General features: G+C 62.8%; 23 protein-coding genes and 2 pseudogenes. 8 read left to right on the top strand and 17 right to left on the bottom strand.

Going from position 1 to position 26,115, the window contains the following annotated elements; genetic code table 11:
• Position 1: 1 nt before the first annotated feature.
• The 4 genes and pseudogenes from AC1DN0_RS04385 to AC1DN0_RS04370 all read left to right on the top strand — a co-directional run.
• Positions 2 to 1,372, top strand: a complete 1,371-nt coding sequence (locus AC1DN0_RS04385) for an adenylosuccinate synthetase (protein WP_441634836.1) — start codon at positions 2 to 4, stop codon at positions 1,370 to 1,372.
• A complete protein-coding gene (locus AC1DN0_RS04380) occupies positions 1,369 to 2,001 on the top strand; it encodes a pyridoxamine 5'-phosphate oxidase family protein (RefSeq protein WP_441634834.1) in 633 nt (210 codons plus the stop codon). The genes AC1DN0_RS04385 and AC1DN0_RS04380 overlap by 4 nt, the downstream gene beginning before the upstream one ends.
• A gap of 239 nt (positions 2,002 to 2,240) precedes the next feature.
• Complete coding sequence (locus tag AC1DN0_RS04375) at positions 2,241 to 3,614, top strand: MFS transporter (RefSeq protein ID WP_441634832.1); 1,374 nt, start codon at positions 2,241 to 2,243, stop codon at positions 3,612 to 3,614.
• Positions 3,615 to 4,273: 659 nt separating this feature from the next.
• A pseudogene (locus AC1DN0_RS04370) lies at positions 4,274 to 4,411 on the top strand (NADP-specific glutamate dehydrogenase); the annotation flags it as partial.
• A 49-nt stretch (positions 4,412 to 4,460) separates the two neighbouring features.
• Here the strand turns inward: AC1DN0_RS04370 and AC1DN0_RS04365 are convergent.
• A complete protein-coding gene (locus tag AC1DN0_RS04365; protein ID WP_477111333.1) occupies positions 4,461 to 5,768 on the bottom strand; it encodes a phage tail protein in 1,308 nt (435 codons plus the stop codon).
• A gap of 261 nt (positions 5,769 to 6,029) precedes the next feature.
• Here AC1DN0_RS04365 and AC1DN0_RS04360 point away from each other — a divergent pair, with 261 nt between their 5' ends.
• A complete protein-coding gene (locus AC1DN0_RS04360) occupies positions 6,030 to 7,112 on the top strand; it encodes a tetratricopeptide repeat-containing glycosyltransferase (protein ID WP_441630800.1) in 1,083 nt (360 codons plus the stop codon).
• 233 nt (positions 7,113 to 7,345) lie between these two features.
• Here the strand turns inward: AC1DN0_RS04360 and AC1DN0_RS04355 are convergent, their stop codons facing one another.
• The 8 genes from AC1DN0_RS04355 to AC1DN0_RS04320 form a co-directional block, all read right to left on the bottom strand.
• Positions 7,346 to 7,780, bottom strand: coding sequence for an HU family DNA-binding protein (locus tag AC1DN0_RS04355; RefSeq protein ID WP_441630802.1), 435 nt, complete (start codon positions 7,778 to 7,780; stop codon positions 7,346 to 7,348).
• A gap of 98 nt (positions 7,781 to 7,878) precedes the next feature.
• Positions 7,879 to 8,082, bottom strand: coding sequence for a hypothetical protein (locus AC1DN0_RS04350; protein ID WP_441630804.1), 204 nt, complete (start codon positions 8,080 to 8,082; stop codon positions 7,879 to 7,881).
• A complete protein-coding gene (locus AC1DN0_RS04345) occupies positions 8,079 to 8,765 on the bottom strand; it encodes a hypothetical protein (RefSeq protein WP_441630805.1) in 687 nt (228 codons plus the stop codon). The genes AC1DN0_RS04350 and AC1DN0_RS04345 overlap by 4 nt, the downstream gene beginning before the upstream one ends.
• A 143-nt stretch (positions 8,766 to 8,908) precedes the next feature.
• On the bottom strand, positions 8,909 to 9,217 hold the full coding sequence (locus AC1DN0_RS04340) for a hypothetical protein (RefSeq protein ID WP_441630807.1): 309 nt from the start codon (positions 9,215 to 9,217) through the stop codon (positions 8,909 to 8,911).
• The gene (locus AC1DN0_RS04335; RefSeq protein WP_441630809.1) at positions 9,214 to 9,696 is read right to left on the bottom strand and encodes a hypothetical protein; all 483 of its coding nucleotides are present in this window, start codon (positions 9,694 to 9,696) and stop codon (positions 9,214 to 9,216) included. Before AC1DN0_RS04335 ends, AC1DN0_RS04340 begins: the two co-directional genes overlap by 4 nt.
• Positions 9,584 to 9,859, bottom strand: coding sequence for a DUF6884 domain-containing protein (locus tag AC1DN0_RS04330; RefSeq protein ID WP_477111393.1), 276 nt, complete (start codon positions 9,857 to 9,859; stop codon positions 9,584 to 9,586). Before AC1DN0_RS04330 ends, AC1DN0_RS04335 begins: the two co-directional genes overlap by 113 nt.
• 209 nt (positions 9,860 to 10,068) lie before the next feature.
• Complete coding sequence (locus tag AC1DN0_RS04325) at positions 10,069 to 10,542, bottom strand: hypothetical protein (RefSeq protein ID WP_441630812.1); 474 nt, start codon at positions 10,540 to 10,542, stop codon at positions 10,069 to 10,071.
• Between the two features lie 119 nt (positions 10,543 to 10,661).
• Positions 10,662 to 10,892, bottom strand: a complete 231-nt coding sequence (locus AC1DN0_RS04320; RefSeq protein ID WP_441630814.1) for a hypothetical protein — start codon at positions 10,890 to 10,892, stop codon at positions 10,662 to 10,664.
• Between the two features lie 478 nt (positions 10,893 to 11,370).
• Here AC1DN0_RS04320 and AC1DN0_RS04315 point away from each other — a divergent pair.
• Positions 11,371 to 11,587, top strand: a pseudogene (locus tag AC1DN0_RS04315) (IS5/IS1182 family transposase); the annotation flags it as partial.
• A gap of 23 nt (positions 11,588 to 11,610) precedes the next feature.
• Here AC1DN0_RS04315 and AC1DN0_RS04310 read toward each other — a convergent pair.
• Complete coding sequence (locus AC1DN0_RS04310; protein ID WP_441630885.1) at positions 11,611 to 12,009, bottom strand: winged helix-turn-helix transcriptional regulator; 399 nt, start codon at positions 12,007 to 12,009, stop codon at positions 11,611 to 11,613.
• A gap of 205 nt (positions 12,010 to 12,214) precedes the next feature.
• Here AC1DN0_RS04310 and AC1DN0_RS04305 point away from each other — a divergent pair, with 205 nt between their 5' ends.
• A complete protein-coding gene (locus AC1DN0_RS04305; protein WP_441630816.1) occupies positions 12,215 to 12,835 on the top strand; it encodes an FMN-dependent NADH-azoreductase in 621 nt (206 codons plus the stop codon).
• Between the two features lie 110 nt (positions 12,836 to 12,945).
• Here AC1DN0_RS04305 and AC1DN0_RS04300 read toward each other — a convergent pair whose 3' ends face one another.
• The 5 genes from AC1DN0_RS04300 to AC1DN0_RS04280 form a co-directional block, all read right to left on the bottom strand.
• Positions 12,946 to 14,040, bottom strand: a complete 1,095-nt coding sequence (locus AC1DN0_RS04300) for a transporter (protein WP_441630818.1) — start codon at positions 14,038 to 14,040, stop codon at positions 12,946 to 12,948.
• Positions 14,041 to 14,147: 107 nt separating this feature from the next.
• Positions 14,148 to 15,797 (bottom strand): bifunctional 3-(3-hydroxy-phenyl)propionate/3-hydroxycinnamic acid hydroxylase, encoded by a 1,650-nt coding sequence (locus AC1DN0_RS04295; protein WP_477104084.1) that lies wholly within the window; start codon positions 15,795 to 15,797, stop codon positions 14,148 to 14,150.
• Complete coding sequence (locus tag AC1DN0_RS04290; RefSeq protein WP_477114653.1) at positions 15,794 to 17,686, bottom strand: acyl-CoA synthetase; 1,893 nt, start codon at positions 17,684 to 17,686, stop codon at positions 15,794 to 15,796. The genes AC1DN0_RS04295 and AC1DN0_RS04290 overlap by 4 nt, the downstream gene beginning before the upstream one ends.
• 91 nt (positions 17,687 to 17,777) lie before the next feature.
• Entirely contained in the window at positions 17,778 to 18,656 is an 879-nt protein-coding gene (locus AC1DN0_RS04285; RefSeq protein WP_441630824.1) for a fumarylacetoacetate hydrolase family protein, read from the bottom strand.
• A gap of 104 nt (positions 18,657 to 18,760) precedes the next feature.
• Positions 18,761 to 19,900, bottom strand: coding sequence for a VOC family protein (locus AC1DN0_RS04280; RefSeq protein ID WP_441630826.1), 1,140 nt, complete (start codon positions 19,898 to 19,900; stop codon positions 18,761 to 18,763).
• Between the two features lie 693 nt (positions 19,901 to 20,593).
• Between AC1DN0_RS04280 and AC1DN0_RS04275 the strand changes: the two genes are divergently transcribed.
• Entirely contained in the window at positions 20,594 to 24,028 is a 3,435-nt protein-coding gene (locus AC1DN0_RS04275; protein WP_441630828.1) for an adenylate/guanylate cyclase domain-containing protein, read from the top strand.
• 245 nt (positions 24,029 to 24,273) lie between these two features.
• Here the strand turns inward: AC1DN0_RS04275 and AC1DN0_RS04270 are convergent, their stop codons facing one another.
• Together AC1DN0_RS04270 and AC1DN0_RS04265 are read right to left on the bottom strand one after the other, a co-directional pair.
• Positions 24,274 to 25,266, bottom strand: a complete 993-nt coding sequence (locus AC1DN0_RS04270; protein WP_441630830.1) for a Bug family tripartite tricarboxylate transporter substrate binding protein — start codon at positions 25,264 to 25,266, stop codon at positions 24,274 to 24,276.
• A 53-nt stretch (positions 25,267 to 25,319) separates the two neighbouring features.
• A complete protein-coding gene (locus tag AC1DN0_RS04265) occupies positions 25,320 to 26,081 on the bottom strand; it encodes a cupin domain-containing protein (RefSeq protein WP_441630832.1) in 762 nt (253 codons plus the stop codon).
• Positions 26,082 to 26,115 lie beyond the last annotated feature (34 nt).

Genomic DNA, 26,115 nt, shown 5'->3' with positions numbered 1-26,115 from the left:
AATGGAAACACAGACAAAAGCCGGGTACGCCGACGTCCTGGTCGGATTGCAATACGGCGATGAAGGAAAGGCGCGGGTGGTGGATCATCTCGCCGGCGCTTATGACGTGATCGCGCGCTTCAACGGCGGTGCCAATGCGGGTCACACGATCGTCACTGCCAGCGGGGAATTGCGCTTGCGGCAGATCCCGTCAGGAGTATTGCATAGGCGGGTCGCACTCTATATCGGATCTGGCTGCGTCATCGGCTTGCAACAACTGGCGAGCGAGCTCGGGATGCTCGCCGCATACGGGATCGATCTCGCCGGTCGACTGACGATCAGCGACCGATGCCCACTTGTCCAGCCGGTCCACGTGCTGCGGGATCGCAATGAAGGCGGACAAATCGGCACGACGGGAAACGGCATTGGGCCCTGCTACGCGGACCTCGCTGTCCGGATGCACGACGGTGAGCGATGCTCCTTCCAGCTTCGGGACCTGTTGCGGGATGCCGAGGAGGTATTTGAAAAGCTGAATCGGGCTGCCGCATTGCGCGAGGAAGGCGAGCTCGCCAATGCCATGAACCGGATGCGCGAAGCGTGGGACGTCGTGCGGCCGTTCGTAACGGACGATCCACTCTGGCTGCCGCGTCGGGTGGAACAGGGGGCGAGGGTACTCTTCGAAGGCGCGCAGTCCGTGATGCTCGACGTCGTACATGGTGACCAGCCGTGGGTCACGTCCAGCCATACCTTGCCCTCGTATGCCTACGTGGGTGGCGATTTGCCGTGCAAGTACCACCGGAAGACGATCGGCGTGGCCAAGGCGATCGTCTCGCGCGTCGGCGGCGGACCGTTACCGACCGAACTCGGAGGAGAACGATCCGAGCGCTATTGTGCCGATGCCGCACGCTCAGGACGCGGCAAGGCCGACGAAGCCGCTGGGGCCAACGCCCTCGCGCTGCTCGCCGGGGACGACGATTTCGGCATCGGCATGGCACTCCGCATGCTGTCGAACGAGTACGGCACCGGAACAGGCAGGCCGCGCCGCGTCGGACTTCTAGATCTCGCGCAACTCCGGCTCGCCGTGCAACAGTTCGGCATCGACGAGGTCTTCGTGAATAAATGCGACAGCCTGGCGGCATTCGCCCGGTGCGCCGACCAAGGCATTCCGGTCATGGTCGGCAAGGGCTATGCCGGTGGCCGGCACACCATCCGCTTCCCCGCCTTCGGTGAAGCGGCGATTCCGAAGGATCCCGCTGCTCCGCTCCCTCCGCAGTTGGTGGCTCTGCTCACGCGCGTGGAAGAGGTTATCGGCCGGCCGCTGCGGGGGATCGGACTGGGCCCCGGGCGGGAGCAGATGCGCATGGTTGAAGAACACCAGGAAGATATGAAATGACCGATACAACACCATCCTATCTCGACAGCGCCATGCGTCGGACTGACCTCGCATGGACCGACTGGGAAGCAATCGAAGCGTTTCTGAAGGACGAACTGATCTGCAGGATTGCCGTCCACGATATGCCATACCCCTACGTCACGGCGCAGAGCTTCACATTTGCGGGTGACGCGTTCCTGATACACAGTTCGCGCTTCGGCAAGCTCGCCGCTGCAATCCGCGCCAATCCGCTGGTCACGATCGAAATCGACCGACCCATTGCGCTGCTTAAGGCACCCAAGGGCCAGAATACGAGCCTGGAGTACTACAGCGTCATCGCCCGGTGCGTGGTCGTGCTGCGCGATAGTACAGACGAGGTGCGCGCGCACCAGTATCAGGCACTCGACAAGTTCCGTCCCGAGAAGGATTACTCGCCGATCGAGGATGGCGCTGCCAATCAGATCGTGGCGTATCGATGCGAGATTCGCGAGATGACTGCAAAGAAACGCATCCTCGCCGACGGACAGTACTCGCCGCCTGGACAGCCGAAGGCGCCGTATCTTCGCTATCCCTTCCAGGCAGGCGCCACGCTATCCGGATTGGCGCCGGAGGCGTTCGATCCGCACAGGTTCGGCCGGGAAGGACGATAGCTATCACTCTAAATTTCTCTTTGCAACTCGCATGACAGGAGGGGTGCTCAGGCACCTCTTTTTTATCCTCAAGCCATCTTGCTTCGGCAATATTCCATGGCATCTGCGAGATAGAGCTTGGCGTTCCGGCACGCGCTTCGGAAGCGCATCCACGCGACAGTAGCAAGCGATAACGCGGCTTCGCGCTATCGCTTTCGGCCGGCACTCCCGGTGCCGGCACAAGAACTACTGGAGACAATATGAAGCTCACCCCCCTCGAGTTGATGCGCGTGCGCACCGGAGACCGTTTGGAACGGTTGCCGGTGTGCGGGTATCACCGATCGCTCTTCGCCATCATTGCGTTGGCGTTCTTCTTCGATAATCTCGACCTGGCTATGATGACGTATCTGCTGGGGTCTATTCGCACCGAGTTCGGGTTGACGTCCGCGCAGGCCGGCATGCTCGGGAGCGCCAGTTTCGTAGGGATGGGAATCGGTGCGCTAAGCTCCGGCGTGCTGGCGGACACGTTCGGCCGCAAACCGGTGTTCCAGGTCAGCATGATCATCTGGGGCGTCGGCAGCTATCTCTGTTCGACCGCCGACAGCCCGCAAGTGCTAGCCGCGTATCGATTGCTGCTCGGGCTCGGTATGGGCATGGAGCTGCCGTTGGCGCAGACCCTGATGTCGGAGTTCATCCCGGCGCGCCAGCGCGGCAAGTATCTGGCATTGATGGACGGCAACTGGCCGATCGCCTTTATCTGTGCCGGCCTGATGTCCTATTATGTGCTCAGTGCCTATACATGGCGAACGATGTTCCTGTTTGGGGCAATTCCCGCCCTCTTTCTGTTCGTCGTACGGCGGTATGTCCCCGAATCGCCGCGCTGGCTCGAATCGAAAGGCCGTCACGAGGAGGCCTCCGGCATCGTGGATCGTATCGAGAAAGTGGTCATGCGGAAATTGAAGCTGTCGTCGCTGCCGGAGATCATGCCTGCGCTGTCGGCTGCCGAGCCGGAGACCTCCGGTCTGCGCGTACTCTGGTCGCGCGAGTACCGGAGCCGGACATTGACGGTCTGGGGACTGTGGTTCTTCGCACTGCTGGGCTTCTACGGCCTGAACACGTGGATCGGCGCATTGCTGCAGCAGTCAGGGCTCGGCGTGAGCCAATCCGTGCTCTACACGGTCTACATTTCCATCGGCGGCATTCCAGGCTTCCTCTGGGCGGCGTTCGCCGTTGAGCGTTGGGGACGCAAGCCTGCATGCGTGACCACGCTCGTGGGCGGAGCCTGCATGGTATTCCTCTACGGAAAGGTCGCGGGCTCCAATCCGGACGCCATGATGCTCTTGATTTCGGGCGGCATGATGCAGTTCTTCATGTTCGGCATGTGGGCGGTGCTCTATACCTATACGCCCGAGCTCTATCCGACGCGGGCGCGGGCGTCTGGCTGCGGCATGGCGTCGACCATCGGGCGGATCGGCTCGTTGCTCGGGCCGACGCTGGTCGGGCTGGTATTGCCGATCGCCGGTCAGGCTGGCGTGTTCTGTCTCGGTGCGATGTGCTTTCTTGCTGCGGCAATGATCGTCTACAGGTTCGGCATCGAAACGCGAGGGAAGGCGCTGGAGACCATTGCCGAATGACGAGGCTGGCGGCGCGCTGTCTGTTGGACACCACCTCGGGTGGCGGCTGCTAGTGCCCGAGGTCGTGCTATCGACTGTAGTGTTGTTGCAACGAGCATCCAATTCGCCAGGTTCCCACCTCGCTGACCTGCTAGAGCTACTACGAGGCATGGGGCATATCCGAGGCGCGTTCGCTCGACTTCAAAATGTGGTTAGCACGGATTTGCACCTAGCGATGAAACTGGCAGAGTCGGCTGACATCACGCTATGGTTGCTGGATCGGGTGGTCTAGTATCTCGCTGCCACCGACAGCCACGCGATGCAACGATGGGGGCGGCACGGCAGCGTGGTGGCTTGAAGCCGGTCATCCGAGGTTGTCGGGACAGGGCATGTGACTTGGCGAGTGTCGGCTTTGGCCGATGAACCGACAAGTGCCGCCGACGCGCGAGTGGCCGTTGTTTAGTGTTGAAGCGACGCTCGAGCGTCCGAATGGACCACCGGGCCGACGGCCGGAACTGGTCAACGGCCGATGTGGTGACGGCACCGAAGCCGACCGATTCCGGCTGTTTGCACCTGGGGTCATCAGTGACCGGAGCTCGGCCGAAGCGACCGCGCGCATCTTGTACGCGCCGGGCGAGGCCGGCAACGCGGGCGGCGTAGCCACCGGGTGGAGATTTCGGCTGTACGCGATGAAGGACCTCCACGCCAACTGCATACACCTTGGCCAGAAGGACGACGGCTGCATCAACTATGTGGACGGGGCCAATATCGCCGGCTTTGTCACGGTGGCGGACGCCATGCTGGCGCAGGGCGTGATCCGACGCAGGCACTGCCGGCTCGCGGCAATGGGCCTGCGCCTTCGGGGCATCAATTCGGGCTGGGAAAGGCGCCGTTGACGCAGATCATATAGGTCAGTCCGTTGGGCGTGACCGAGCCCAGGTTCGGCAGCGCAAAGTTGGTCATGCCGTCGCCGCCGTATGTGGTGCCAAGCAGGCTGAACAACGCCGTGTACTGGTTGATGAGCAGCAGCTGGCCGTTTGCGGGCATGCCCTGCCCCCAGCGCGCGGCAGTTAGCCAGACCGAGCCCAGCACGCAATCGACGCCGGCATTGGCGGGGCCGGCTCCGCCGGGCGTGCCAAGGCCGGGCACGGTGCCGGTAGCGCCCGTTGCGCCCGTGGCACCGGTCGGACCCGTGGCCCCGGTGGCGCCCGTCACGCCGGTCGCACCGGCGGCACCCGTTGCGCCAGTGACACCGGTCGAACCCGCGGCCCCGGTGGCCCCCGTCACGCCGGCTGCGCCGGTGGCACCCGTTGCGCCGGTCGGACCCGTGGCGCCGGTGGCCCCCGTTGCGCCCGTGGCACCTTGCGGACCCGTGGTACCAGTGGGCCCCGTCACGCCGGTGGCGCCCGTGGCGCCGGTCGGACCGGTTCCCCCGGTTGCCCCGGCCGCGCCCGTGGCACCTTGCGGACCCGTGGCGCCGGTGGCGCCAGCTGCGCCATTCGCACCTGCCGCACCCGTGGCCCCGGTCGCTCCCACGTCGCCGCGCGCGATCTGGTTTGTCACCGCCGCCAGCGTGGTGTTGGTTGCGGCCAGGCGGGCGCTCAGTGCTTCGAGGCGGTCGTCATAGGCGTCGCCGTTCCTGGGCGAGAATTTCTGGTTTAGCAGGTCGAGGCTGCCGGCATCCACGCCGAGGTTGGTCAGGCGCTGCTTGACCAGCGTCAGCGCGGTCTGCAGGCGATCGCTGGTCGCGCCGGCGGAGACGGCCGAGAAGGTCGCGAAGAAGGCTTCGGTATCCGGATTCTGCGCGGCTGATGCCACCACCAGTTCGGTGATCGGCGTAATGTTGGTGGTACCAGGGCCCTGCAAAAAGGAGTGCAGCACCTGTCCGTTGGAGGTGACGACCCGCGCTGCGCACGGCAGCGTCAGCCCGGTGGTCGAGACCGACCAACTGCCGTCGGCGCCAGTGGTGGTGCGGATCTGGCCGCTGACGCACTTGATCAGCACTTCCGCGTTGGTGATGGGTGCGCCGGTCGCGGCGGTGCCGGACATCGTGGCGGCCGGCAGTGCGCCGGCGGAGACCGCCGCGCCCGCGTTGCCGCCGTCGCCACCGCCGCAGCCGGACAGGAGAATGGCCGTAGCGGCGGAAAGGCCGATGGCCCATTGGTGTTGTTTCATGATTCCCGACCCCTTCGATTAAGTAGTTCTGGATGTGCGCGCATTGGCGTGCTGTTGACATGGCACGCTGACCTTGCCGAAAAGACAGGATGTCTTTATCGGTGAATGCCATGGCCCTGTGGATAAAAATATGGCCGTTTCCGGACGCGAAAAATGGTAGCGTCAGAAATGGTTCCCATGTCCCCACTTTAGTAGGGGGTGTCGCATTTGAATTGACGGTATGCTCTCGCCTTTCTGACCCGCGACTACGGAGAACCGGCGGTGGCACGCATTTGCCTGAACATGATCGTCAAGGATGAAGCCCCTGTGATCACGCGCTGCCTGCAGAGCGTCAAGCCGTGGATCGACCACTGGGTCATCGTCGATACCGGTTCCTCCGACGGCACGCAAGAGGTCATCCGTCAGTTCATGGCCGACATTCCCGGCACGCTGCACGAACGTCCGTGGCGAGATTTCGCCCACAACCGCAATGAGGCCATGGCGCTGGCAAAGGACGAGATGACCGGCGCTGATGACTACCTGCTGTTCATCGATGCCGATGAAACCCTGCGCATGGACTTGGGGTTTCGGTGGCCGGCGCCCGGTGCCGACGGGTACCAGTTCCGCTGCGAACTCAATGGCTGGCAATACCTGCGCAATGCGCTGGTCTCGGCGCGCATGCCATGGCGCTGGGAGGGGGTGCTTCACGAATACCTGACGCAGGATCAGCCGCATCGCTGGGATGCACTGCCCGGTGCTGCCATCGTGGTGTCGCATGACGGCGCAAGGGCGCGCGCCTGGGATACCTATCTGCGCGATATCGCGGTACTCGAAAAAGCGGTACACGACGAGCCGGCCAATACGCGATATCGTTTCTATCTGGCACAGAGCTATCGCGATGCCGGCAAGTTCGACGAGAGCATTCGCGTTTATGGCGAACGCGCCGAAATGGGGGGCTGGGAAGAGGAAGTCTGGTTCGCTCGCTTCCAGATCGCGGCACTGCGGGAGCGTCGCGGCGATGCGCCTGCTGCCGTACGCGAGGCGTATCTGATCGCCTATCAGGCGCGCCCGACCCGGGCTGAACCATTGTGCGAGCTTGCCCGTTATCACCGGCTGCGCAACGAATATGCCCTTGCGCACTTGTTTGCCCAGCAGGCAGCAGCGCTGACGAGGCCAGCGGACGCACTGTTCGTGGATGAATCGGTCTACGTATGGCGCGCACTAGACGAACTTGCCGTGAGCGCCTACCACGTCGGTGCGATCGAACAGGGCAGGCTGGCCCTGGCGCGGCTGGTGGCCGAGGCACGGTTTCCTGCAGACCATCAGGCGCGCATCGAAGGCAATCGGCAGTACTTCGGCCTTTGACGCCCACCTGGCGCATCGTTCTACCCCCAGCGGGTGACACGCCGGGCCTGCAGAAAGTGGCCATCTTGCAAACTCGTTGAATGGCCGTCGTGGCCGATCTCAGCCGTCTGCCTGCGGCCATATCCACCCTGCGCCCATCCTTCGGACCACTAGGCATGGGCCGATTCTTTCGCCAGTCGGGATCGAAAAAATGGAGCCTCGCGGGCTCCATTCGTTCAGCAGGTCGGTACACCTTACAGGGCGGCGTCCTTCAGTTTCTTCAGCGGGCGGACCTTCACCTTGACGGTTGCGGGCTTTGCTGCGAACCACTGATCTTCGCCAGTGAACGGGTTCTTGCCGAAGCGCTTCTTGGTCGCCGCCACTTGCAGGGCCGTGACCTTGAGCAGGCCAGGGAGCGTGAATTCGCCCGCACCCTTCTTGTGCACCGCGCTCAGGACCGTGTTTTCCAGGTGGGCCAGCACGGTCTTGACGGTCTTGGCGTCGAGCTCGGTCTGGGCGACCAGGTGGGCCAGCAAGCTCGCCTTGGTGAAGGTTTCCTTCAGCGGCTTCGCCACCGGTGCAGCCGCAGCGGCCTTCTTTGCCGGTGCTACTGCCTTCTTGGCCGGCGCTGCCTTCTTGGCGGCAGGCTTGGCCGGGGTCTTTACGACAGCTTTCGCTTTGGTTGCCATGGATTCTTTCGTCTGGTTACTCGTTGATATTTCGCCGTAGAGGCGTCCGCGAGAATAGCAAACTCTATGCGGTATGTGGGACCTGGGGACACCAACACTTACAACTGAGCATCAATGGTGGCCCTGATCCGGTCGCAGGTTCTCGTGCTGGCCAGCCCAAGCAGCTTGCTGACTTCATCGCGGTTGCGCCCGGCAAGTAGCAGCCGCCGGCAGTAGGTGTTGCGCAGCACCCGCGGGCTCATGTCTTGCGCTTCGAAGTCGATCGCGAGGAGCGCCGCTCGCACGATCTTGCCAAGACTCATATCCGTGATCGGCTCGCCGCTGGCCTGGAGGGAGAACACGAGGTCGCCAACGACCGGAAGGGTCTGCCGGCGAACGCGGCGAGGTGGATCGTGCGGGTATCACGCGCGCCGTGGGCTGGCACGTGCAAGTAGGGCGGGGCAGCATCGGGCTGCAGGTCCTCCCGGCGGGCCGTGCGGCCTTCCAATGCCGTGACGCCGGTGCCTAGGAAGAGCGCCACGATGGCGCGGTTGCGCAAGGCCGCCGGATCATCCCCGGCGTGCGGCTGCACCCAAGCCTGCAGGCGGGCGTCCGCGTCCTCGGGCAGGTAGATGGGATCCGGCTCGGCCTTCGGCCACTGACCGTCGCGGACCAATTGACCGGCTGGATTGCTCTTGCGCACGCCGATGGCAACCAAGTGGCGGCACAACCGGTCCAGCAGTTTCAGATAGCGCATGCGCGTGGCGGCACTGTAGCCGCGCGCGTCGGGCGCCTGCCAGAAGGTATCGATATGGTCAGGACCGAAGGTGGCCACGGTGGCGTCGACGTCGAGCAGATGACGCCGGAAGTGCTCGAACATGGCCTGATGCTGGATGATCGAGCGGGCCGCGAAAGGGCGCCGGTCCGCGCCGGATGCCTCGCGGCGCTGCCAATCGGCGTAGGCGAGGGTGGGATTGGTGAGCCAGAGGCTGTCGACGGGTGTCATGACCGCATTTATATACTGAATTCCGCTTTCCCCGCACCCCAACCGCCTCTTCGAGGCGGACATAGCCTTCAGGTTAGCGGGGTGGAACCAGGCGGACAGATGCTCGCCGCCGTGTGGCTCTGGAGAAAAGGTCGCCACCATGCTCATGCGCGATGCGGATTGCGCTTGAGGCGGGCATAGCGCGGATAGCGGGCGTCGAGCATCTCTTCTATCATCTGCTGGCGGTCTCCGTCCTCAGGGTCGGGGGGGCACTCCAGCAGGTTTGTGTCTGCACAGAAACGCATGATTTCCAACAGCAACGCTTCGCGCCGCGGCGGTGGGAAATGCAGGCGTCTGGCTTTGGTCCAGTAGCGGTGGCCGCGATGGGTGAGGGCAAGCAGGGCGTCGGGCGTCCCATCGAGGTTGGCAGCGAGGGCCTTGGCTTCCAACTGCAGGGTGATGGTGATAGTCATTGATTTGGCTGGAGATTCGTCAGGGCGATCCAACGGGAAACGATGTGCGCGCGGTTTCCCGTTCCCTCCTCGACGTCGGCTTCGGCGGTCATGCCACTGGGTCCTTGGAAAATGCTCCGGATGGTTGCCCAACGGGGCGCAATGCCGGGCAGGTGGCGGTAGGCGTGAATGACGCGCTCGCCCACCGTGAACGGCCCAGCGCGGCGGAAGTAGGGCACCCCGTTGGGAAAGCGCCCGATCTCTTCGGTTAGTTGGCAGGACAAGCCGTCCAGGTACTGGCCGAGCTGGGAGCGCTGCATCCCGATGCCGCCGCTGGTTTCCACGATCGCCGGCGTAGCGCCAGCACCAACCTTGCGGGCCCACCGCTCAACGGCCGCGCGCATCACCCGACGGTAGTGCATGCCGCCGGCGAGGAAGACCGGGCCGACCTGGTCGGGCCACGCCGCACCGGCCATCGCCGTCGACAGGCCCGAGAGCATGGATCTCCGCGCGATCCGCGGTCATACGGGCATCGTAGGGGGCAATCTCCGCGTCCGGCTGGATAAAGCCATGCTGTGCCGAGAGGATGATGACTTGGGGCTGCGCATCGGCTCGCACGTGCGCGCGAAACGTTTCATACATGACGCCGCGATACAGATCCATGGCGGGGGCAGGGCGGTTGAGCTTCGTGGCCGAGCAGGCCATCAGTACCAACGGGCGAGCCGGCGATCGTGCGACGGTTGCGCGAGCGATTTCATCAAAGAGGCTGAGTTGCGTGGGGTGGGCTTGCATCGGAAGCACGGGGGTGATGGGACATACTTCCAATCTACAGGCGCAGGCTGGAAGTCAAGGCCGGACAGCCGGGGGGGCCGTCAAATGTCCCGTCCGGCGCGCTTGGCGTTGCGCGCCCCGACAAGCGAGGCCTCGCTGCGCGTTGCCAACTCGGGGATTGGCACCTGCATCATGTTTCGTGCGGCCTCGCGTATCGCGCTGGTGAGGCACTCACGTCTGCCACCCAGGTCAACATTCCCATGGTTCCGGATCAAGCGGGTCGCGTTGAAACGCCAAGCGGGAACCCGTGCGGTGGCTCCGGCCTCGGGGGCGGCGCTGATGCCGACGGTGGCGTGGCACACGCGGTCCATTCCCAGCTGTACCGTATCGTAGTGAATCACCAGGACCGTCCCGGCGGCACTAAAGAAGTGCTCGAACTCCGTCGAGATCAAATCCTGCACGACGGCGCCGGGATCACCCACCGGCTCGTCGCCGTAGGCGAGGACGCCGAGCGCTGACGCGGGCGAGGCGGAAAAGGTGAGGGCGGCGCCGATCGGGGCGATGGTGCTACGCATGTATTTCTCCTGACAGATGACGGTCCTTCGGCTTCCAAGCCGGAACCTTCAGCAGAACGGGCGTGCGTACGGGCGCGTGTTGCCGGCTCTGATGGCAGATGTAGTGACCGAAGGTCCTTCTACAGCCGGCCGATCAACGTCACAACTAGTTCGTTGAGGGCTAGATGGTCGATGATCTGGAAATCGGACATTTGTGCAAGGCCCAATCCCTGCACCACAGCATAAAAGCACGAGGTCGGAGTTGTTGACGGTGAAGCGGGATTCTGGAAGTAGCTTGTGCACTCCGCCATCGATTTGGAATTCTGAGTCGGGTGATCTGCCATTCGTGCCAGCGTGGCACCTGCGTTCATGCTTGGATATTTCCTCGCATGTTTCGGGAAGCCCATACCAGGCTACGAAGGAAGGGGCTGCAGAAGCCGCCCTGCGCATCGGCTCAAGCCGCCAGGACCGATCTGATGCGCGCATTCAACGACTTTGCGCGTGCGTTCAAAGTGAGGTCGGTGCGCGAAGTCGAACTTCAGCACATCGAGGGATGAATGGGGCTCGTGACTCCCTGGCCGCCCGCTGAAATCCTCCCCGCATGGCCAAGGACCTGTAAACGCCTGCTGCCCTGGGCCTTGTCCGACCCCTCGCCCCGTCGCTCGCTGTCTTCGCGAAATTCCGCAGGTACTGCCGCGCGCCCACAAAGGGGAGCCAAATTTTGGCATTCGACAAGTTTCGCAATCATGCGAGGGGATTGGCGCTGCGCGAACAACATGCTGTTTCTTCACGCGTGCCTAGTGCCTACTAAAAATGACGGCTAGGATTCAACGCAACACGTCAAGTATCTGGCCAGAACGCGCGCGACGCACTGCGCAGCAGCGCGCCAAGGACAAAAAATGAACTCTACGCCCTGCACGCGCCCGGGGTGGAGTGTGTTGCCAAGGGCAAGGTCCGTCATCCCTACGAATTCGGCGTGAAGGTGAGCCTGGCAATCACTGCCAAGCGGGGTCTCACCGTCCGTGCGCGCAGCTTCCCTGGCAATACCTCCGACAACCACACGCTACACGCAATTTGCTGTCTCCTTGACTAAGGCTGCTCAGACTCGGAGTTCCTCTTGCTGCTGAGATCGAACGCCTGCCTCGCCTGTTCAATGGCCGGGAGGTGCGCGATGGCCCATCGGCCAAGCGCTTCCACAGGGGTTCTTAGCGAATGYCCGAGGGAGGTCAGTGAGTAGTCAACGCGCGGCGGAATCGTGGCATAAACGGTCCGCGTAACCAGTCCGTCTCGTTCCAATCCCCGCAAAGTTAGCGTCAGCATTCGCTGCGAGATGCCGCCGATCTTCCGCTTCAGTTCGTTAAACCGCATGGGCCCCTCGGCAAGGAGCATGACGATGAGGACGCTCCACTTATCGCCAATGCGCGCGAGGACTATCCCCGCTCCCCGGCAGTCTCCAGGCAGATCTATCCCGTTACGTCTGTCCAACATTCCGGGCAAGTGGCCCTTGTGCTCGACAACCGTGCCAGTCGCATCGTCAGACTCCCGTTGAATGGTCGCAGGTAACATCGGTGTGCCTCCTTGTGGCGGACGCGAATGGTGGGTATGTTGGTCGCGAGCCATCACGCAATCGCGCCCATTGAATTCGGACTGTTCAACTCCGCGATGGGCAGCGCATACCATTGGAGATCCCCGAGTGACCACGAAGCTTCTTCACATTGATTCCAGCATCCTGGGAAACAATTCCGTCAGCCGTACCCTTTCGGCCGGCATCGTCAACAAGTTCAAGGCCGCGCATCCGAAAGTCGATGTCATATATCGCGACCTCGCCAGTTCACCCATTCCTCACTTGTCCGGCGCCTACTTCGCCGCATCCCGTGATCCCAAGGCGCCGAATGACGCAGCGCTTCTGCGGGATATTGAGTTGGGACGCGCCATCCTGGAAGAATTCCTGGCGGCCGACGTGGTGGTCATTGGTGTCGCATTTTACAATTTCAGTATCGCCAGCCAACTGAAGGCTTGGATCGACCGTATCGCCGTCGTGGGAAAGACCTTTCGCTATACGGACAGAGGTCCAGAAGGGCTCGTGACCGGCAAGCGCATCATCCTGGCCGTTGCACGCGGCGGGTACTATGGCCCCGGTTCGCGCAACGCGGCACTTGAGCACGCGGAAGCCTATCTCCGGAGCGTATTCTCGTTCGTGGGCGTGTCCCAGCTTGAAGTGGTCGCTGCTAACGGTGTGTCTGCAGGTGCCGAACAACGGCAAGTCGCTATCGAGCAGGCACAGCAACAGATTGACGATCTGCTTCCGACCTAAGTGGAACCGAGTTGTCAGGCCTAAGGAAACGGCAAGACACGATCACAGCTTTTCAGAGACCTTTCAAGTGCGAAACGTGTCGCACTTGAAAGGTCTCTTAGTCATCGTCGTCAAAACAGCTTGATCAAGCGGATCTGGCTAAAGCTGCCGACCTTTGCGTTGCGCGAAGTGGTTGTTGCCATGTATTGCAACGTCAGCGCCGCGTCAATGCCAGGCACCATCGCGGTATAGAACGCACCGGCATTGAGCGATCGGTATCGGCTCGGGCCCCAGGGATTGTTCGAGTCGTCCTGGTACTGTTGAACGAAGACGGTGTGCAGTCCGAATACACCAATCCCGGTCTTGTATGCTGCCGCGCCTTCCAGTCCGATCCAGTTTCCGCTGCGGAGGTCATTGTCCCGATTCTTCGTATTCAGGCCCAGGGTCACCTTTGCCGCGAAGGCGATGTCGGGCGTTGGCAGGTAGGCCATTTGCACCGACGGCCGCAGCGTATAGAAATTACCAGTGCCTATGTCGGGTGCAGGCGATGCGTTGTAGCGCCCTGTCGGAATGACGAGGGATGCGCCCAGCAATACGCGCAGCTGTTCGGTCGTATAGAGCCAGCCGCCTTGCAACTCCAGGTCGCCGATGCCCGATACGTCGCCACTGGAACTGGCTGCTTCGCCGGCAAGGGTTGACTGATATGTCGCCCCGAACTGGCTCGCGATGGCCCGCTGTGCGGCCGCGGGGACTGCAGGGTTCGCCTGCACGGCTGGCGTTGCGGCAGTAGCCCTGACCGATTGGGATTTGACGCCATACGGCAGAACGCCGCCGAACGCGAAGCGACCGCCGCCATAGTCCGCGTCGGTAATGTAGCCAACGCCGAGGTTGAACAGCTTGAAAGTGCCTGAGGCGGGGATCTGGGCGGTATTCGCGCCATAAGTGGGATACGCGCTCACGGGTGTCGGGGACGGAAGTGGAATGGCGCCACCGGGGATCGGCTTCGTCAGTGTGTTGCCGTCGTTGCCGGTCACCTTCCTGATGTCGATATAAGTTGCTGCGACGCCAACTGCGAGCCCGGCGGCATCTGGGGGTGTAAACATTTCCCCTCCGATGCTGCCTGCTATGTTGTACCGCACCTGAAAGTCTTCTCCGGCATGCGCGGTCATGCTTGCAAGGCAAATTATCGCCGAGATAGAAAGACAATAAACAGAAGTCTGCAACACAAGGGTCTCCTCCTTGTTATTCAGGTGGTGCAAAAAAAGCCCCGCCCGCCGAGGCCACGAACTGGCACCGGAAGGTTCTTATACTGTCTGCGGGGCGACTGGTGCCTTCAGGCGGCCTTGGGGAGGCGTATGTCGAGGCGTACCTGCGGCGGATCGATCAAATAAAGGGCGCGCTGGAGGATGTGCTCGGCTTGAGAGGCCGGGCCTTCGGCGAGCACGCATCGGTCAGGGCGGACCACCACCATCCAGTCGAGCGGGGCCACGCGGGGCAACACGACCTCGTCCAGTGCTTCAAGACGCCGGCCTTTGGGCGCGAGATGCTGCGCTTGGGCACGCTGGCACCATTGCCACACCTTGCCACCGGCGAGGGACCAGCGGACCATGAGCTCAGACGAGAGACGCGTCGCGGGGTCAAAGCCAAATCCGATGACTGCACACTCAAGCCCCAGGCAATCGTCGCTAAGTGTCGGGATTCCGCTTTCTGCCGGTCGGACCCACCCCTGTGGAAAGCTCGAACCGGCACGCAGCTTCTCGGTGCCGCGCACGCGCACAAACAGGCCTTTGTCGAAAGTGTTTGCCGGCTTCACTTTCAGGTCTTCGAACAGGGCACGGCCGCGCGGCAACAACCTTATCGCGCTCATGCACCCGTGTATAGCGAGTGCCGCAGCTCGGTTGCGTGGCATGACAAGTGCTCCAAGAAAGCGCGCCAGGTTGATGATCTTTCTTGCGTGAGGCCGGCGTTCCTGATCATAGCTGTCGAGAATCTGCTCGCTCGCCTGGCCGCGTAGCACCCACGCCAGCTTCCACCCAAGATTTGCCACGTCTCGCAGGCCGGCCACCAATCCTTGCCCGGCAAAAGGGGGGGTAATGTGAGCGGCATCACCGGCCAGGAAACATCGGCCTTTTGAGAACGATTTGGCTTCACGTGCGTGAAATCGATACACGGCGGTGCGTTCTATCTGGATCTTGTCTACATCGCACCACGGCGCGAGCAGATTGCGCACCGATTCAGGCCGCTCCATTTCCGCAGCGCTTTCGCCCGGCTTCAACATGAATTCCCAGCGCTGGCGGCCTCCTGGGGCGACCATATGCGGCGTTGGCCGCGCGGGGTCGCAGACGAACTCGCAATGGTCAATGGGATTCGGCACGCCAAGCGCGTCGACAATCAGCCAGTCCTGCTGGAATGTGCGGCCCTCGAAATCAAGCCCCAGCTCACGCCGGACCAGTGAACCTGCGCCATCGATGCCCACCATGTACTTCGCCCTGACCTGCAGGTCGGGGCCGCCAGCTGATTTCACGACGGCACGCACACAATGACCATCATCGACGAAGGACTGGAGTTCAGTCCCAAGGCGAACGTCCACGGTGCGGTACGCTGACAGCTTCTTGCGCAGCACGGCCTCCAGCTCTGGCTGGTAGAACGTGACGAGCGTCGGATGGCCGTCGACAATTCTCGCGCTATTGATGCGCGCAAAGCGGCCGAACAGTGGCGAGCGGTATTGCACCTTCGGAATCGCCACCGTGGCGAATTCGCCCTCCGCTACGCCCACGAGTTGCAGAATGCGCAGGGCCTCGTTGTCCAGCGCGATCGCGCGCGGTTTGGCAAAGATTTCCGTGGCGCGGTCGATGGCCAGGACGCGGATCCCGTAGCGGCCAAGCAGGTTGGCCAGCGCTGCCCCCACCGGCCCCAGTCCTACAAGCAGGACATCCGTATCAAGCATGTTCCCCTGCGGGGTCTTCGTGGTGTCCGTCATCATTGCTCCTGCCATGCGGGAATCACGGGATAGCGGGCTACCAGTGCTACCGCCGCCTCACGTGACGCGACCGGACCGGAGATATCGGCTATGGCGCCGCGCTCGGGGCAGAGGCGGGCCTTGACGCGGGTGTCGGACATGCCATCCTCGGCAAGCGCCGCCTGGATGACGTGCTCGATAGTGAGCAGCCGCAGGTCTGGCTTGGAGACCTTGCCGACGGCGGTAAGGGGCAGTGTAGGCATGATTTCGATGCGTACCGGCACCGCCGCACGTTCAGGAATCCTCTCCCGCGCGTATTCCATCAACGCCTCGCTGCAAGCCTGTCCGCCTGGCTTGAGTATCGCGAAGGCCACCGGCAATTCGCCCGCATGGATGTCCGGCTGCCCGACCGCGGCGACCATGGCGACCGCGGGGTGTGCGGCGATCGCATCCTCGATCATCGACGGATCAATGTTATGGCCGCCACGGATAATCAGGTCTTTCGCGCGGCCGCACAGCGTGAGAGCTCCGTCCGCGTCAAGGCGGCCCAGGTCACCCGTGTTGAACCATCCGCCCTCGATCCAGATGCCGCGGTTGTCGCCTTCCCTTAGGTAACCGGGAAACACATTGGGGCCGCGTATGCCGATCACGCCGGTCGTACCGGCTTCGGCAAGTTCGGCGGGCCTGCCGTCTGCGCATAGCTTGAACAGCTTCAATTCCTGATACGGAATGCGGATGCCAACCGTACCGGCCTTGGGCGCGGCTTGTGGCGGGTTGACGGTCGATACGCAACTACCTTCCGTCAGGCCATATCCCTCGTGAATGCGAACGCCGGTGAGCTTTTCAAACTCGTGTGCGACCTGACTGGGCAGCGGCGCGGCACCGCAGAGAACGTGGCGCAAGGTCGGGACCCCGTCCGCAGGCAAAGGTCTGGAAAGCAGGGCCGCCAGGATGGTTGGTACGGCGGAAAACGTGGTGGTCCCGAACCGGTTGGCAATTTCCCAGAAGGCGTCCAGCAGGCCGGGCGTCCGGTACCCGCCCGCTGTCAGCATGACGATTTCCGAACCACTGTGAAGTGCGCCGAGTCCGGTCACCATGGCTCCATTGACGTGGAAAAGGGGCAATCCAGCCAGCATCACGTTGCGCCGGTCATCGATCCGTTGAAGGACCCATGCCATCACAGCTTCGTTCAGGTGACTGTGCACGGCCACCTTGGGATACCCGGTGGTCCCGCCCGTATGAAAATAGGCACACGGCTCGGTGGGCGTGAATCGCCGCCCGCTGATCAGCCGCGTACTGTCCGATTCGGCCAGCGCGTCATGGAAGTCGAGCACTTGCACGCCGGTACGGGCCGGCATCTTGCCGCGCGGGGTGTGGCCGCCGGAGCAGATACGCCCCCCCAGCGCGGCCATCGGGTCAACCTGCAGGATCGTATGGACCCGAGGCAGCCGGTCCGCGACTTCCACGGCCTTTTCCCAGATATTCCCGTCCGTCGTGGGCCCCAGGGCGATGACCACCCTGGCCCCCGTCTCTTCGCAGATACGGGCAATGAAGCTGGATTCCAGCATCGGGTTGATGGGGCTGGCAATGCCGGTAGCTTCCGCGCCCCATAGCGCCAGGTGGCCCTCGATCAGGTTCGGTAACAGGATGGCGACTGGCACCCCCGGAGTGACACCCAGGCGGTGGAGCGTATTGGCGGTGCGATGGATGCCCTCGAGCAATTCGGCATAACGGACATCGCGCGTCGGCGCGGAAGCGCTGCCGTCCAGCAGCAGCCGCAGGGCCACGCGTTCCGGCCAGCGCTCGCAAGCGGTCCGTAGTACATCGTAAGTGTTTGTGGCGCGGATCGCGTCCCGCCAGGGCGTCCGTTCGATCTGTTCCACGTCCTCCAGTCGCCTGACGACCTCTGGCATGGCGTTGATTGCAAGGCTACTCATAAGACTTCACTCTCATTCCAAATGCTGCGATGGGATGCCACGTATTTCGTCGCAACCTGCGTGGTCGTCATGCCGTGGCGATAACGGTGGTCTGCTCACCCAGGTCGATGGTGCCGTCATCCGTGCGAATCGAGGCCCGGATGCTATCGCCGGGCCGAAGGTAGGCGGGATTGGTCATGCCGCGGCGCACAAACATGCGCCATTTTCCGGCGTCGCTGAGAAAATGTTTCGCCATGAACATGGCGAGCTTGCCCGGCGCGCGGGCCGCGCAACCGGCAGGCGTACCGGTGGCGATCAGGTCGCCGGTGTGAACGTCGTGCATGGATGCCAGTTCCGTCAAGGTTGAAGCCGGCGCGTGGATCATATCGGCGCAGTAGGCATCCTGCCGGGGCTGTCCGTTGACATCCAGGCGCATCCGCAATTCCGGCCAACGTTGCCACTCTTCCGGTGTCAGCAATATGAGCCCAGGGCCAACAGGTCCGAAGCCGCGATAGCTCTTGCCCTTGTAGAACTGACCCTGCGGCAATTGCACGTCACGCGCCGACAGGTCATTGACGATGGTCACGCCGGCAAGCCAATCACCGAGAGCGTCAGGGCTGACCTTCACGCCAGGTTGCAAATCCCGCCGCAGCACCAGCCCGAGCTCGATCTCGTAGTCGAGCAGCTTGACGTGGGCTGGGGAGGCAACCGGAGCATCCGCGGCCGTGATGCATGAGGATGCCTTCGTGAAGATGGTGTTGAAGGGAAAATTCTCGACACGCAGGCCGGATTCCATGACGTGGCTGCGGTAGTTGACCCCCTGGCAGAGGAATTGCTGGTTCTGCGTGACGGGAGCCAGAAGCTCGACGGCCTCGCGCGGAATCGTTGCCTGTGCCGCCGGCACTTGCCAGATGCTTTGCCAGTGTTTGGCAAGCAACTCGCCTGTGGTCGCGGCGTTGACCTGCAACGGCGCGATGCGTGCGCCAAAGAGAATGCCCCATTGCGGGCCATCCGTATGGATGTAGCGAATTACGGTACGAGACATGACACTTCCTAGGGAATTGCTTAGTTCTAAAGCCAGGGCCTGGCGGGTGCACCCAGCGCTGTTTCGATCAGCTTGAGCCGCGCCGGCGCAATTGCCTTTCGCTGTACCAGCCTCAGCACCTTCAGCACATTGCGCAAAGTCTTTCTTGGCTTCATGGAGGCTGGTGCGTCGGCACCCCAAGCCCAGATGCCGCCGAAATCAAGCGGCGAGTAAGCGGTTTCGAAATCCGCGGTGAACAGGTCGCCATCGGTGTAGTGCTCCAGCTCGAAGCCGTCCGGGTCGCGCCAGTAGTCGAACAGCTGGCTTCCCAGCAAGTGCCGCCCGATGCCCCACATGTGCGAATGGCCTTGCGCACGCAGCACCTGTTGACCTTGCCCGAGCGCATCGAGATCGATGACTTCGTACGCGCTGTGCTCGTATTTCTCTTCGATGCCACCCACCAGTACGAGGGTGTGGTGGTCAGCTGGCGCCTGGCCAAGGTCGAGCCGGCAGAAGGCCAGGTTGGGGCTGCCATCCGCGAGGTACTGCACATCGGTCGGAATGACACCAAGTACGGTCATGTACCACGCCGCCATGGCGGCAAAGTCCACGGTTTGAAAGACAACATGACCCAGCCGGACAATACTGGCCGGCTCAATCGGGGTGCGAACAGTGCGGTTGACTCGCGGCGCATGTTGCCCCGTGTTGGTCAATGTCATGGGCGGGCGCATGGGCAGAGCTTCGACACGCTGCTGGCCTTGCACGAGCCAGACGCTGCGCCCGGAAGGATCGAATAGCTCGACACCGCGCCCGCCTCCGGGAATCTGCTGTTCGGACAACCACGTGGCGCCAATGCGATCGATGTACCGATTCAAGTCGGTATCGTCCGACATACGAAAGGCGGGCCCAACGAAGCGGCTCGCCGCCGAACGTTCGGCCACCGCAATGCAAGGGGCCGTCCCGACGCCACGGGCCGTGATCCGGTCAGGCGAAACGCTGACCAGATGCATGCCGAAATCGCGCCAGAAGCGTTCAGTCGCCGGCAGGTCTTTCTTTTCCCAGCGAAGGAACGCCAGTTCCACTGCTCTACCGAGCGGCTTTGGGCGAGTGAGCCGTTGCACGCCAGGTGGCAGCCGGCTCTCCGGGTGAGACTCCGGCTGGCGGAGCATGACAGTCGATTTGGGCATGAGGTCTCCAACCGCTGAGCGGTCCGTTTGAGATTATTTTGGATCAGCACCATGCATGCAGGTGCTGCCAAGGAGGCGCCACGGCGCTTGCGACGTCGGAATGCGGGGGCAATCGACGTCGTGCATAGACGTGATAATAGTATATTTGTCATAATGACAAATAGCTCGTTAACACCTAGGGAGTGCGACAGGGGGGGCGGTCGCAGCGCCCCGCCGTGCGCAAGGTGCGGCGCGTTTCGCGTCGACCGGCCAAGGGATTGCATGCCGGCTGCCATACGAGCCGCATCGCCCGGAGCACTGGCGACCGAAATGGCTGCGGCCCAGGGTGTCTCCCGGTTCAGCACCGTACCGGTGCGCATTTGAGTCGGGTAAGCGACACACCGAAAGAGCCGGGTTGAGGACTTGGATACGCGATCGTCGGCGCGGGGCCGTGGCCCCCGGCCCCSCGCCGCGAGGACGGATTCTGTGGGGCAGCCAGCACTTCATCGAATACAAAGCCGGTTTGAACTGTGATGCGCGCTATCCAACACGGGCTGGGTAAGCCGAATCGCGGCCCAAAGTCCATGTGAGCAACGATCAGCTGAATACGATAAGCCGTATGGTGAGTGGCATTTTCGATAACCTATATCTTGCGACGGGCGGTCATTACGCTTCTAATGAGTTCGTGGCAGGCGAAGGCTGTCAGAGGGCGATATGCGCTGCACAAAATGCGGGTTCGAGAACCCCGCGGGAGGAAAATTCTGCGAGGAGTGCGGGCAAAGGCTTGCGCAGATCTGCCCGCAATGCGGCCATGAGTCCAGCCCCACAGCAAAGTTCTGCGGTTCTTGCGGCGCGCCCATGATGGAGCTGGCCGCAACGCCAGTCGCTGCCGCAGTGCCAACGCCCGCTGTCCCCGCACCGGTTCTTTACACGCCGCCCCATCTCGCCGAACGCATCCTCGCCGAGCAAGCCGCGATGGAGGCCAGGGGACAGGCTGCCGGCGAACGCAAGACCATTACGGCGCTGTTTGCGGACATGGCCGGCTCGACCGCCTTGATCCAGGACCTGGACCCCGAAGAGGCACGCGGGCTGATCGACCCCGTGATCGCGCTGATGATGGAGGCCGTGCATCACTACGAGGGATACGTTGCCAAATGCCTGGGCGACGGCATCCTGGCGCTGTTTGGCGCGCCGATTGCCCACGAGGACCACCCCTTGCGGGCGTTGTACGCGGCGCTGCGCATGCAGGAAGTGATGCGCCGCCATGGTGACCGGTACCGTCTGGAGCAGGGGGTCCCGCTGCAGATCCGGGTTGGCATCCATACCGGCGAAGTGGTGGTGCGCTCGATCCGCAAGGATGACTTGCGCGCGGACTACGACCCGGTGGGGCACACGATCCATATCGCCTCCCGGATGGAAGGCGTCGCAACACCGTCGTCGATCCTCGTTAGCGAGTCGACCCATAAGCTGACCGAGGGGTACTTCGCGTTCAAGGGCCTCGGGACCACCCACGTAAAGGGCATTCGGGACCCGCTTGCGGTCTATGAGGTGCTCGGCCTCGGCGCCATGCGCACGCGCCTGCAAGTGGCGGCCCATCGCGGTCTGGCGCGGTTTGTCGGCCGCCAGGCCGAATTGGAGCGCTTGCAGGAGGCGTCGGAGTCGGCCAGGGCTGGGCGAGGGCAGATCGTCGGGGTGGTGGGCGAGGCGGGTGTCGGCAAGTCGCGTCTGTACCACGAATTCAAGGCGCGCTCGCAGCGGGGCTGCATGGTGCTCGAAACCTTCTCGGTTTCGCATGGCAAGGCCTTTCCCTATCTGCCTTTGATCGACCTGTTGAGAAACTATTTTCAGATCACCGCGCAAGATGACGAACGGCTGTATCGCGAGAAAGTCACCGGCAGGTTGCTGACCCTGGATCGCACACTGGAGGACCATCTGCCCTATCTGCTTTACCTGCTCGGTATCAGCGAAGCGGGCTCGGCGCTGCCCAAGATGGATGCCACCATCCGGCGCCACCGCACCTTCGAAGCCATTGCACGGCTACTGGTGCGTGAGAGCCAGAATCAGCCGCTGATGGTCTTCTTCGAAGACTTGCAATGGCTGGACAGCGAGACCGAGGCCTTTCTCAATATCCTCATCGAGCATGTGCAGCGTACCAGGCTGCTTCTGCTCGTCAACTACCGTCCGGAATACGTGCATGATTGGGGCGGGAAACTTTACTACACCCAATTGCAACTGGAACCGCTGGGGCAAGCGGAGGCACAGGGCCTGCTCACGGCCCTGCTGGGAGACCATCCCTCGCTCGTGCCCCTGAAGCTGCTTATCCTGGCGAAGACGGAGGGCAACCCGTTCTTTATTGAGGAAGTCGTCAAGACGCTGGCCGAGGAGAGCGTCTTGCTTGGTCAGCCCGGCAGCTACCGGATCGAGAACGCCCCTTTGTCATTTCATATTCCGACGACCGTGCAGGGCGTGCTCGCCGCCCGTATCGACCGGCTCCCCGTCGCCCAGAAGGACTTGCTGCAGACCCTTGCGATCATCGGCAAAGAGTTTCCCTTAAGTCTGATCCAGCATGTCACAGCGCAACCGGAAGAGGAACTGCGCCCGCTTCTGGGTGACCTCCAGGCCGGCGATTTCATTTACGAGCGTCCCGCTTTCCCGGAAGTGGAATACGCGTTCAAACACGCGCTTACCCAGGAGGTGGCCGCTAACTCCCTGCTGACCGCTCAGCGCAGTGTGCTGCATGAACGCACGGCCCGGGCCATCGAGACACTGTTTCCAGGCCGGCTGAAGGACTATTGCAGCGAACTGGCTCACCATTACAGCAAGAGTGGCAATGTGCCGAAGGCCATCGAATACCTGCATCTGGCGGGCCAGCAAGCCTTGCAGCGTTCAGCACAGCTTGAAGCGATTCATCATCTCAGTGCAGCCCTCGAACTGCTCAAGTCCTTGGCAGACACCCCCGAACGCGCACGCGAGGAACTCACCCTGCTGCTGACCCTCGGTCCTGCCTGGATGGCCGCTCGAGGCTATGGTGCGCCAGAGGTGGAGGAGACCTACACGCGTGCATTGGCCTTGTGCGAACAGGGCGGGGAAATACCGCAGATCTTCTCGGCGCAGTTAGGACTGTGGTCGTTTTATCTATTGCGTGCGCAACTCAGTACTGCACACGCCTTGGCGCAGCGGCTGCTCGGTCTCGCGCAGGATAAACAAGATCCGGAACAGCTCGCGGAGGCGCACCGCATTCTCGGCGCCACCTTGTTCCGTCTGGGCGAGATCAGGATGGCCCGGACCCACATGGAGCAGGCGCTGGCACTGCACCGCCCCGATCGGAAAACATACAGCAAACTTCTACGTTATGCGCCGAACCTCGCCCTTCATATCGGGAGCACGCTAAGCTGGACGCTCTGGTTTCTGGGCTTGCCGGACCAGTCGCGTGCGCGCAGCGAGGAAGTGCTGGCGCTGGCCAGAAAGTCCTCTGATCCGTTCGGCCTTGCCTTGTGCCTGATCTTCGCGGCCGAATTGCACCAGTACCGGCGCGATGTGCAACTGGCGCGGGAGTACGCAGACGCCGCCATCGCGCTTTCAAGCGACCAGGGGTTCCCCCTCTATCTGGGTTGGGGAACGATCCTGCGCGGCTGGGCGCTGGCCGAGCAGGGTAGTCATGAGGAGGGCATCGCGCAAATACAACAAGGCCTCCGCGCCCACGAAGCCACCGGAGCGACACTGGGTCGGCCGAGGCTTCTGGGACTGCTCGCCAACGCTTATGAAAAGGCAGGGCAAGCCGAGGCAGGGCTTGCTGTGCTGAGTGAGGCGCTGGCTCTGGTGAAGAACACGGGCGAGCGGTTCGCTGAGCCGGTTCTGCTTCGGCTCAAGGGGGAACTGATTCTGATGTTGTCCGGCGACAAAGCCGGCTCGTCCATCAGGGCCAAAGAAGCCGAAGCATGTTTTCAGGCGGCTATTGCCACTGCTCATGACCAGGGAGCCAGGTCAGTCGAGCTGAAAGGCGCGCTGAGCGTGGCCCGGTTATGGCAACGCTGCGGCAAGACGGATGCTGCGCGCTCGATCCTGGCCGGTATTCATGGCACATTCACCGAGGGGTTCGATACCGTCGACTGGCAAGATGCCAAAGTACTGTTGGAAGAGCTGACGTAAGCAGTCTGACCAGGCTCGCGGAGGCGTTTGCCGACGACACGTGGCTGGCCCTTCGGATCGCTGCAGGTGCTCAGGCGCTTGGTGAGGCGTCCGATACGGTCGCAGATTGGCGCGGTGTTCCCCTGGCGCTGGTCGTGACAAGTGCCAATCAGTTGGATCGGGTCACCTTCGAAGTCCTGGTCCATGCAATACCAGCACTGCCCGGACTGTCCGGCCGAGTATTCTCGGGCCGCCGAAGGTGCGGGCTATTCCGGCTGGATGCCGGCGGCTTTGATCACCTCAGCCCATTTCGCGGTTTCGCTGCGCACGAACGCCGCCAACTCTTCTGGCGTCGATGGGGAGGGTTGGCCTCCAGTCTGGCTGAAGTGTTCGGTAGCCGCCGGGCTGGTCAGCCCCTGCAGAATCAGCTGACTCATACGCGCGATGACCGGTTTTGGCGTAGTGGCAGGGAAGAAGGCAGCAACCCAAGCCGTCATCTCGTACCCCGGCAGGCCGCTTTCCGCCATGGTCGGGACATTGTCGAGCAGGGGATGGCGCCTGGACGTGGTCACGGCGACTGCGCGCAGCTTGCCGTTCTGGATCAGGGGCAGGGCTGGATTGATGTCGGAAATCATGAAGTCGACCTGGTGGCCCATCAAGTCGGTCAGGGCCTGCGGCACGCCCTTGTAGGGCACATGCAGTGCCGGTGCGCCGCTCATGATCTTGTAGAGCTCACTGGCGACCCGGGTGGAGGAACTGCCGCTGGCGAAGGTCATCTTGCCTTGCCGGCTTTTCGCCAGCGTGGTCAGATCGGCCACCTTCTGCACGGGGCTGTCGAATGGCACCACCAAGACCAATCCGCTCTTGGCGATCAACGACACCGGCGCGTAGTCCTTGATGGGATCATAGGGCAGCTTCCTGAACAGGGACGCATTGGCCGCGTGGGTGGTATTTGTCGTGATGAGCATCGTGTAGCCATCTCCGGGCGCTCTCGCGACCGCCGTGGCCGCGATGAACCCGTTGGCACCGGGGCGGTTTTCCACGACCACGGACTGGCCGGTCTGGGCGGTGACGTTTCGCGCGATGTAGCGCGCGGTGTTGTCCGTGCCACTGCCTGCAGGGAACGGCACCACCACACGGATCGGTTTGTCCGGATACTCGTTCAGGCCAGCTGCCCACACCAGCTGCGACGCCGCGCAAGCAGCGGCTAGTCCGAACAGCAGGGCGAGCACGCGTCGCCGGGGAAATCGCTGGATCATCTTGTCTCCTCCCGCATCTTGGGATCTGATTGATTCACTTGGCCGAGCTTGCGTCAGGTCAGCGGATCGTGTGCGCGAATGACAATCAGCTCGCGCATCTCGTCCGCCGATTCGAGGCTGAGCTCCGCACCGTCGGGAACGTAGACCCACTCCCCAGTCCCGGCGGCGAAGCGCTCCCCTTCGATGCGCCCATGGAGCGTGCCGCTGCGCACGAAGAGCACCTGCTCGGTCTCGCCAAGCCTGTGCGGCTCGGCGCCGCCATCTGGATCAAGGTCGACCATGTAGATGTCGAGATACCGGGAATCGACGGTCTGGCGTGTGATGACCGGCCTGACGAGCGCGGCACGGTAGTGCGCCAGCGCGATCGCTTCGGTGCTGGTTGGAACGTCGCGGACATCGGCGGCACCGGCCTGAAGGCGCGGGTCGTCCGGGCCGCTCGCGGTCACTGCTGCGTTCGGGTTTTCGCTATATGGCGGAGCGTAGACCACCATCACCTGCACCGGTTCGTCGCTGATGACCTCGAAGCGATGGAAGACGCCAGCCGCGTTGAAGCTCCAGTCCCCTGCGCGCAAGATGCGCTGCTTACCGGGTAGTTCGCCGATACCCTCGCCGGCGAGCAGGAACGACGCCTGTTCGAGGTCCGGGTGTGCGTGCGGCAACGCGCCGTGGCCCCGGGAAATCGTGCCCAGCAGGACCTCGAGCCGGCGCGCGCCGACAGTCTCCTTGCCGATGATGCGCTGGTTTGCCGTTCCCGTGTGGTTGGCCGGCGCGTACGCGGCCACGTCGGTGGCCCTCCGTACATAGGATGATGTCATTCCGATGTCTCCTTGTTCGAATGGTGAAGGTCTG

It is taken from the genome of Cupriavidus sp. 05N39 (assembly GCF_056397325.1).
This window is presented reverse-complemented; position numbering and strand designations above follow the sequence as displayed.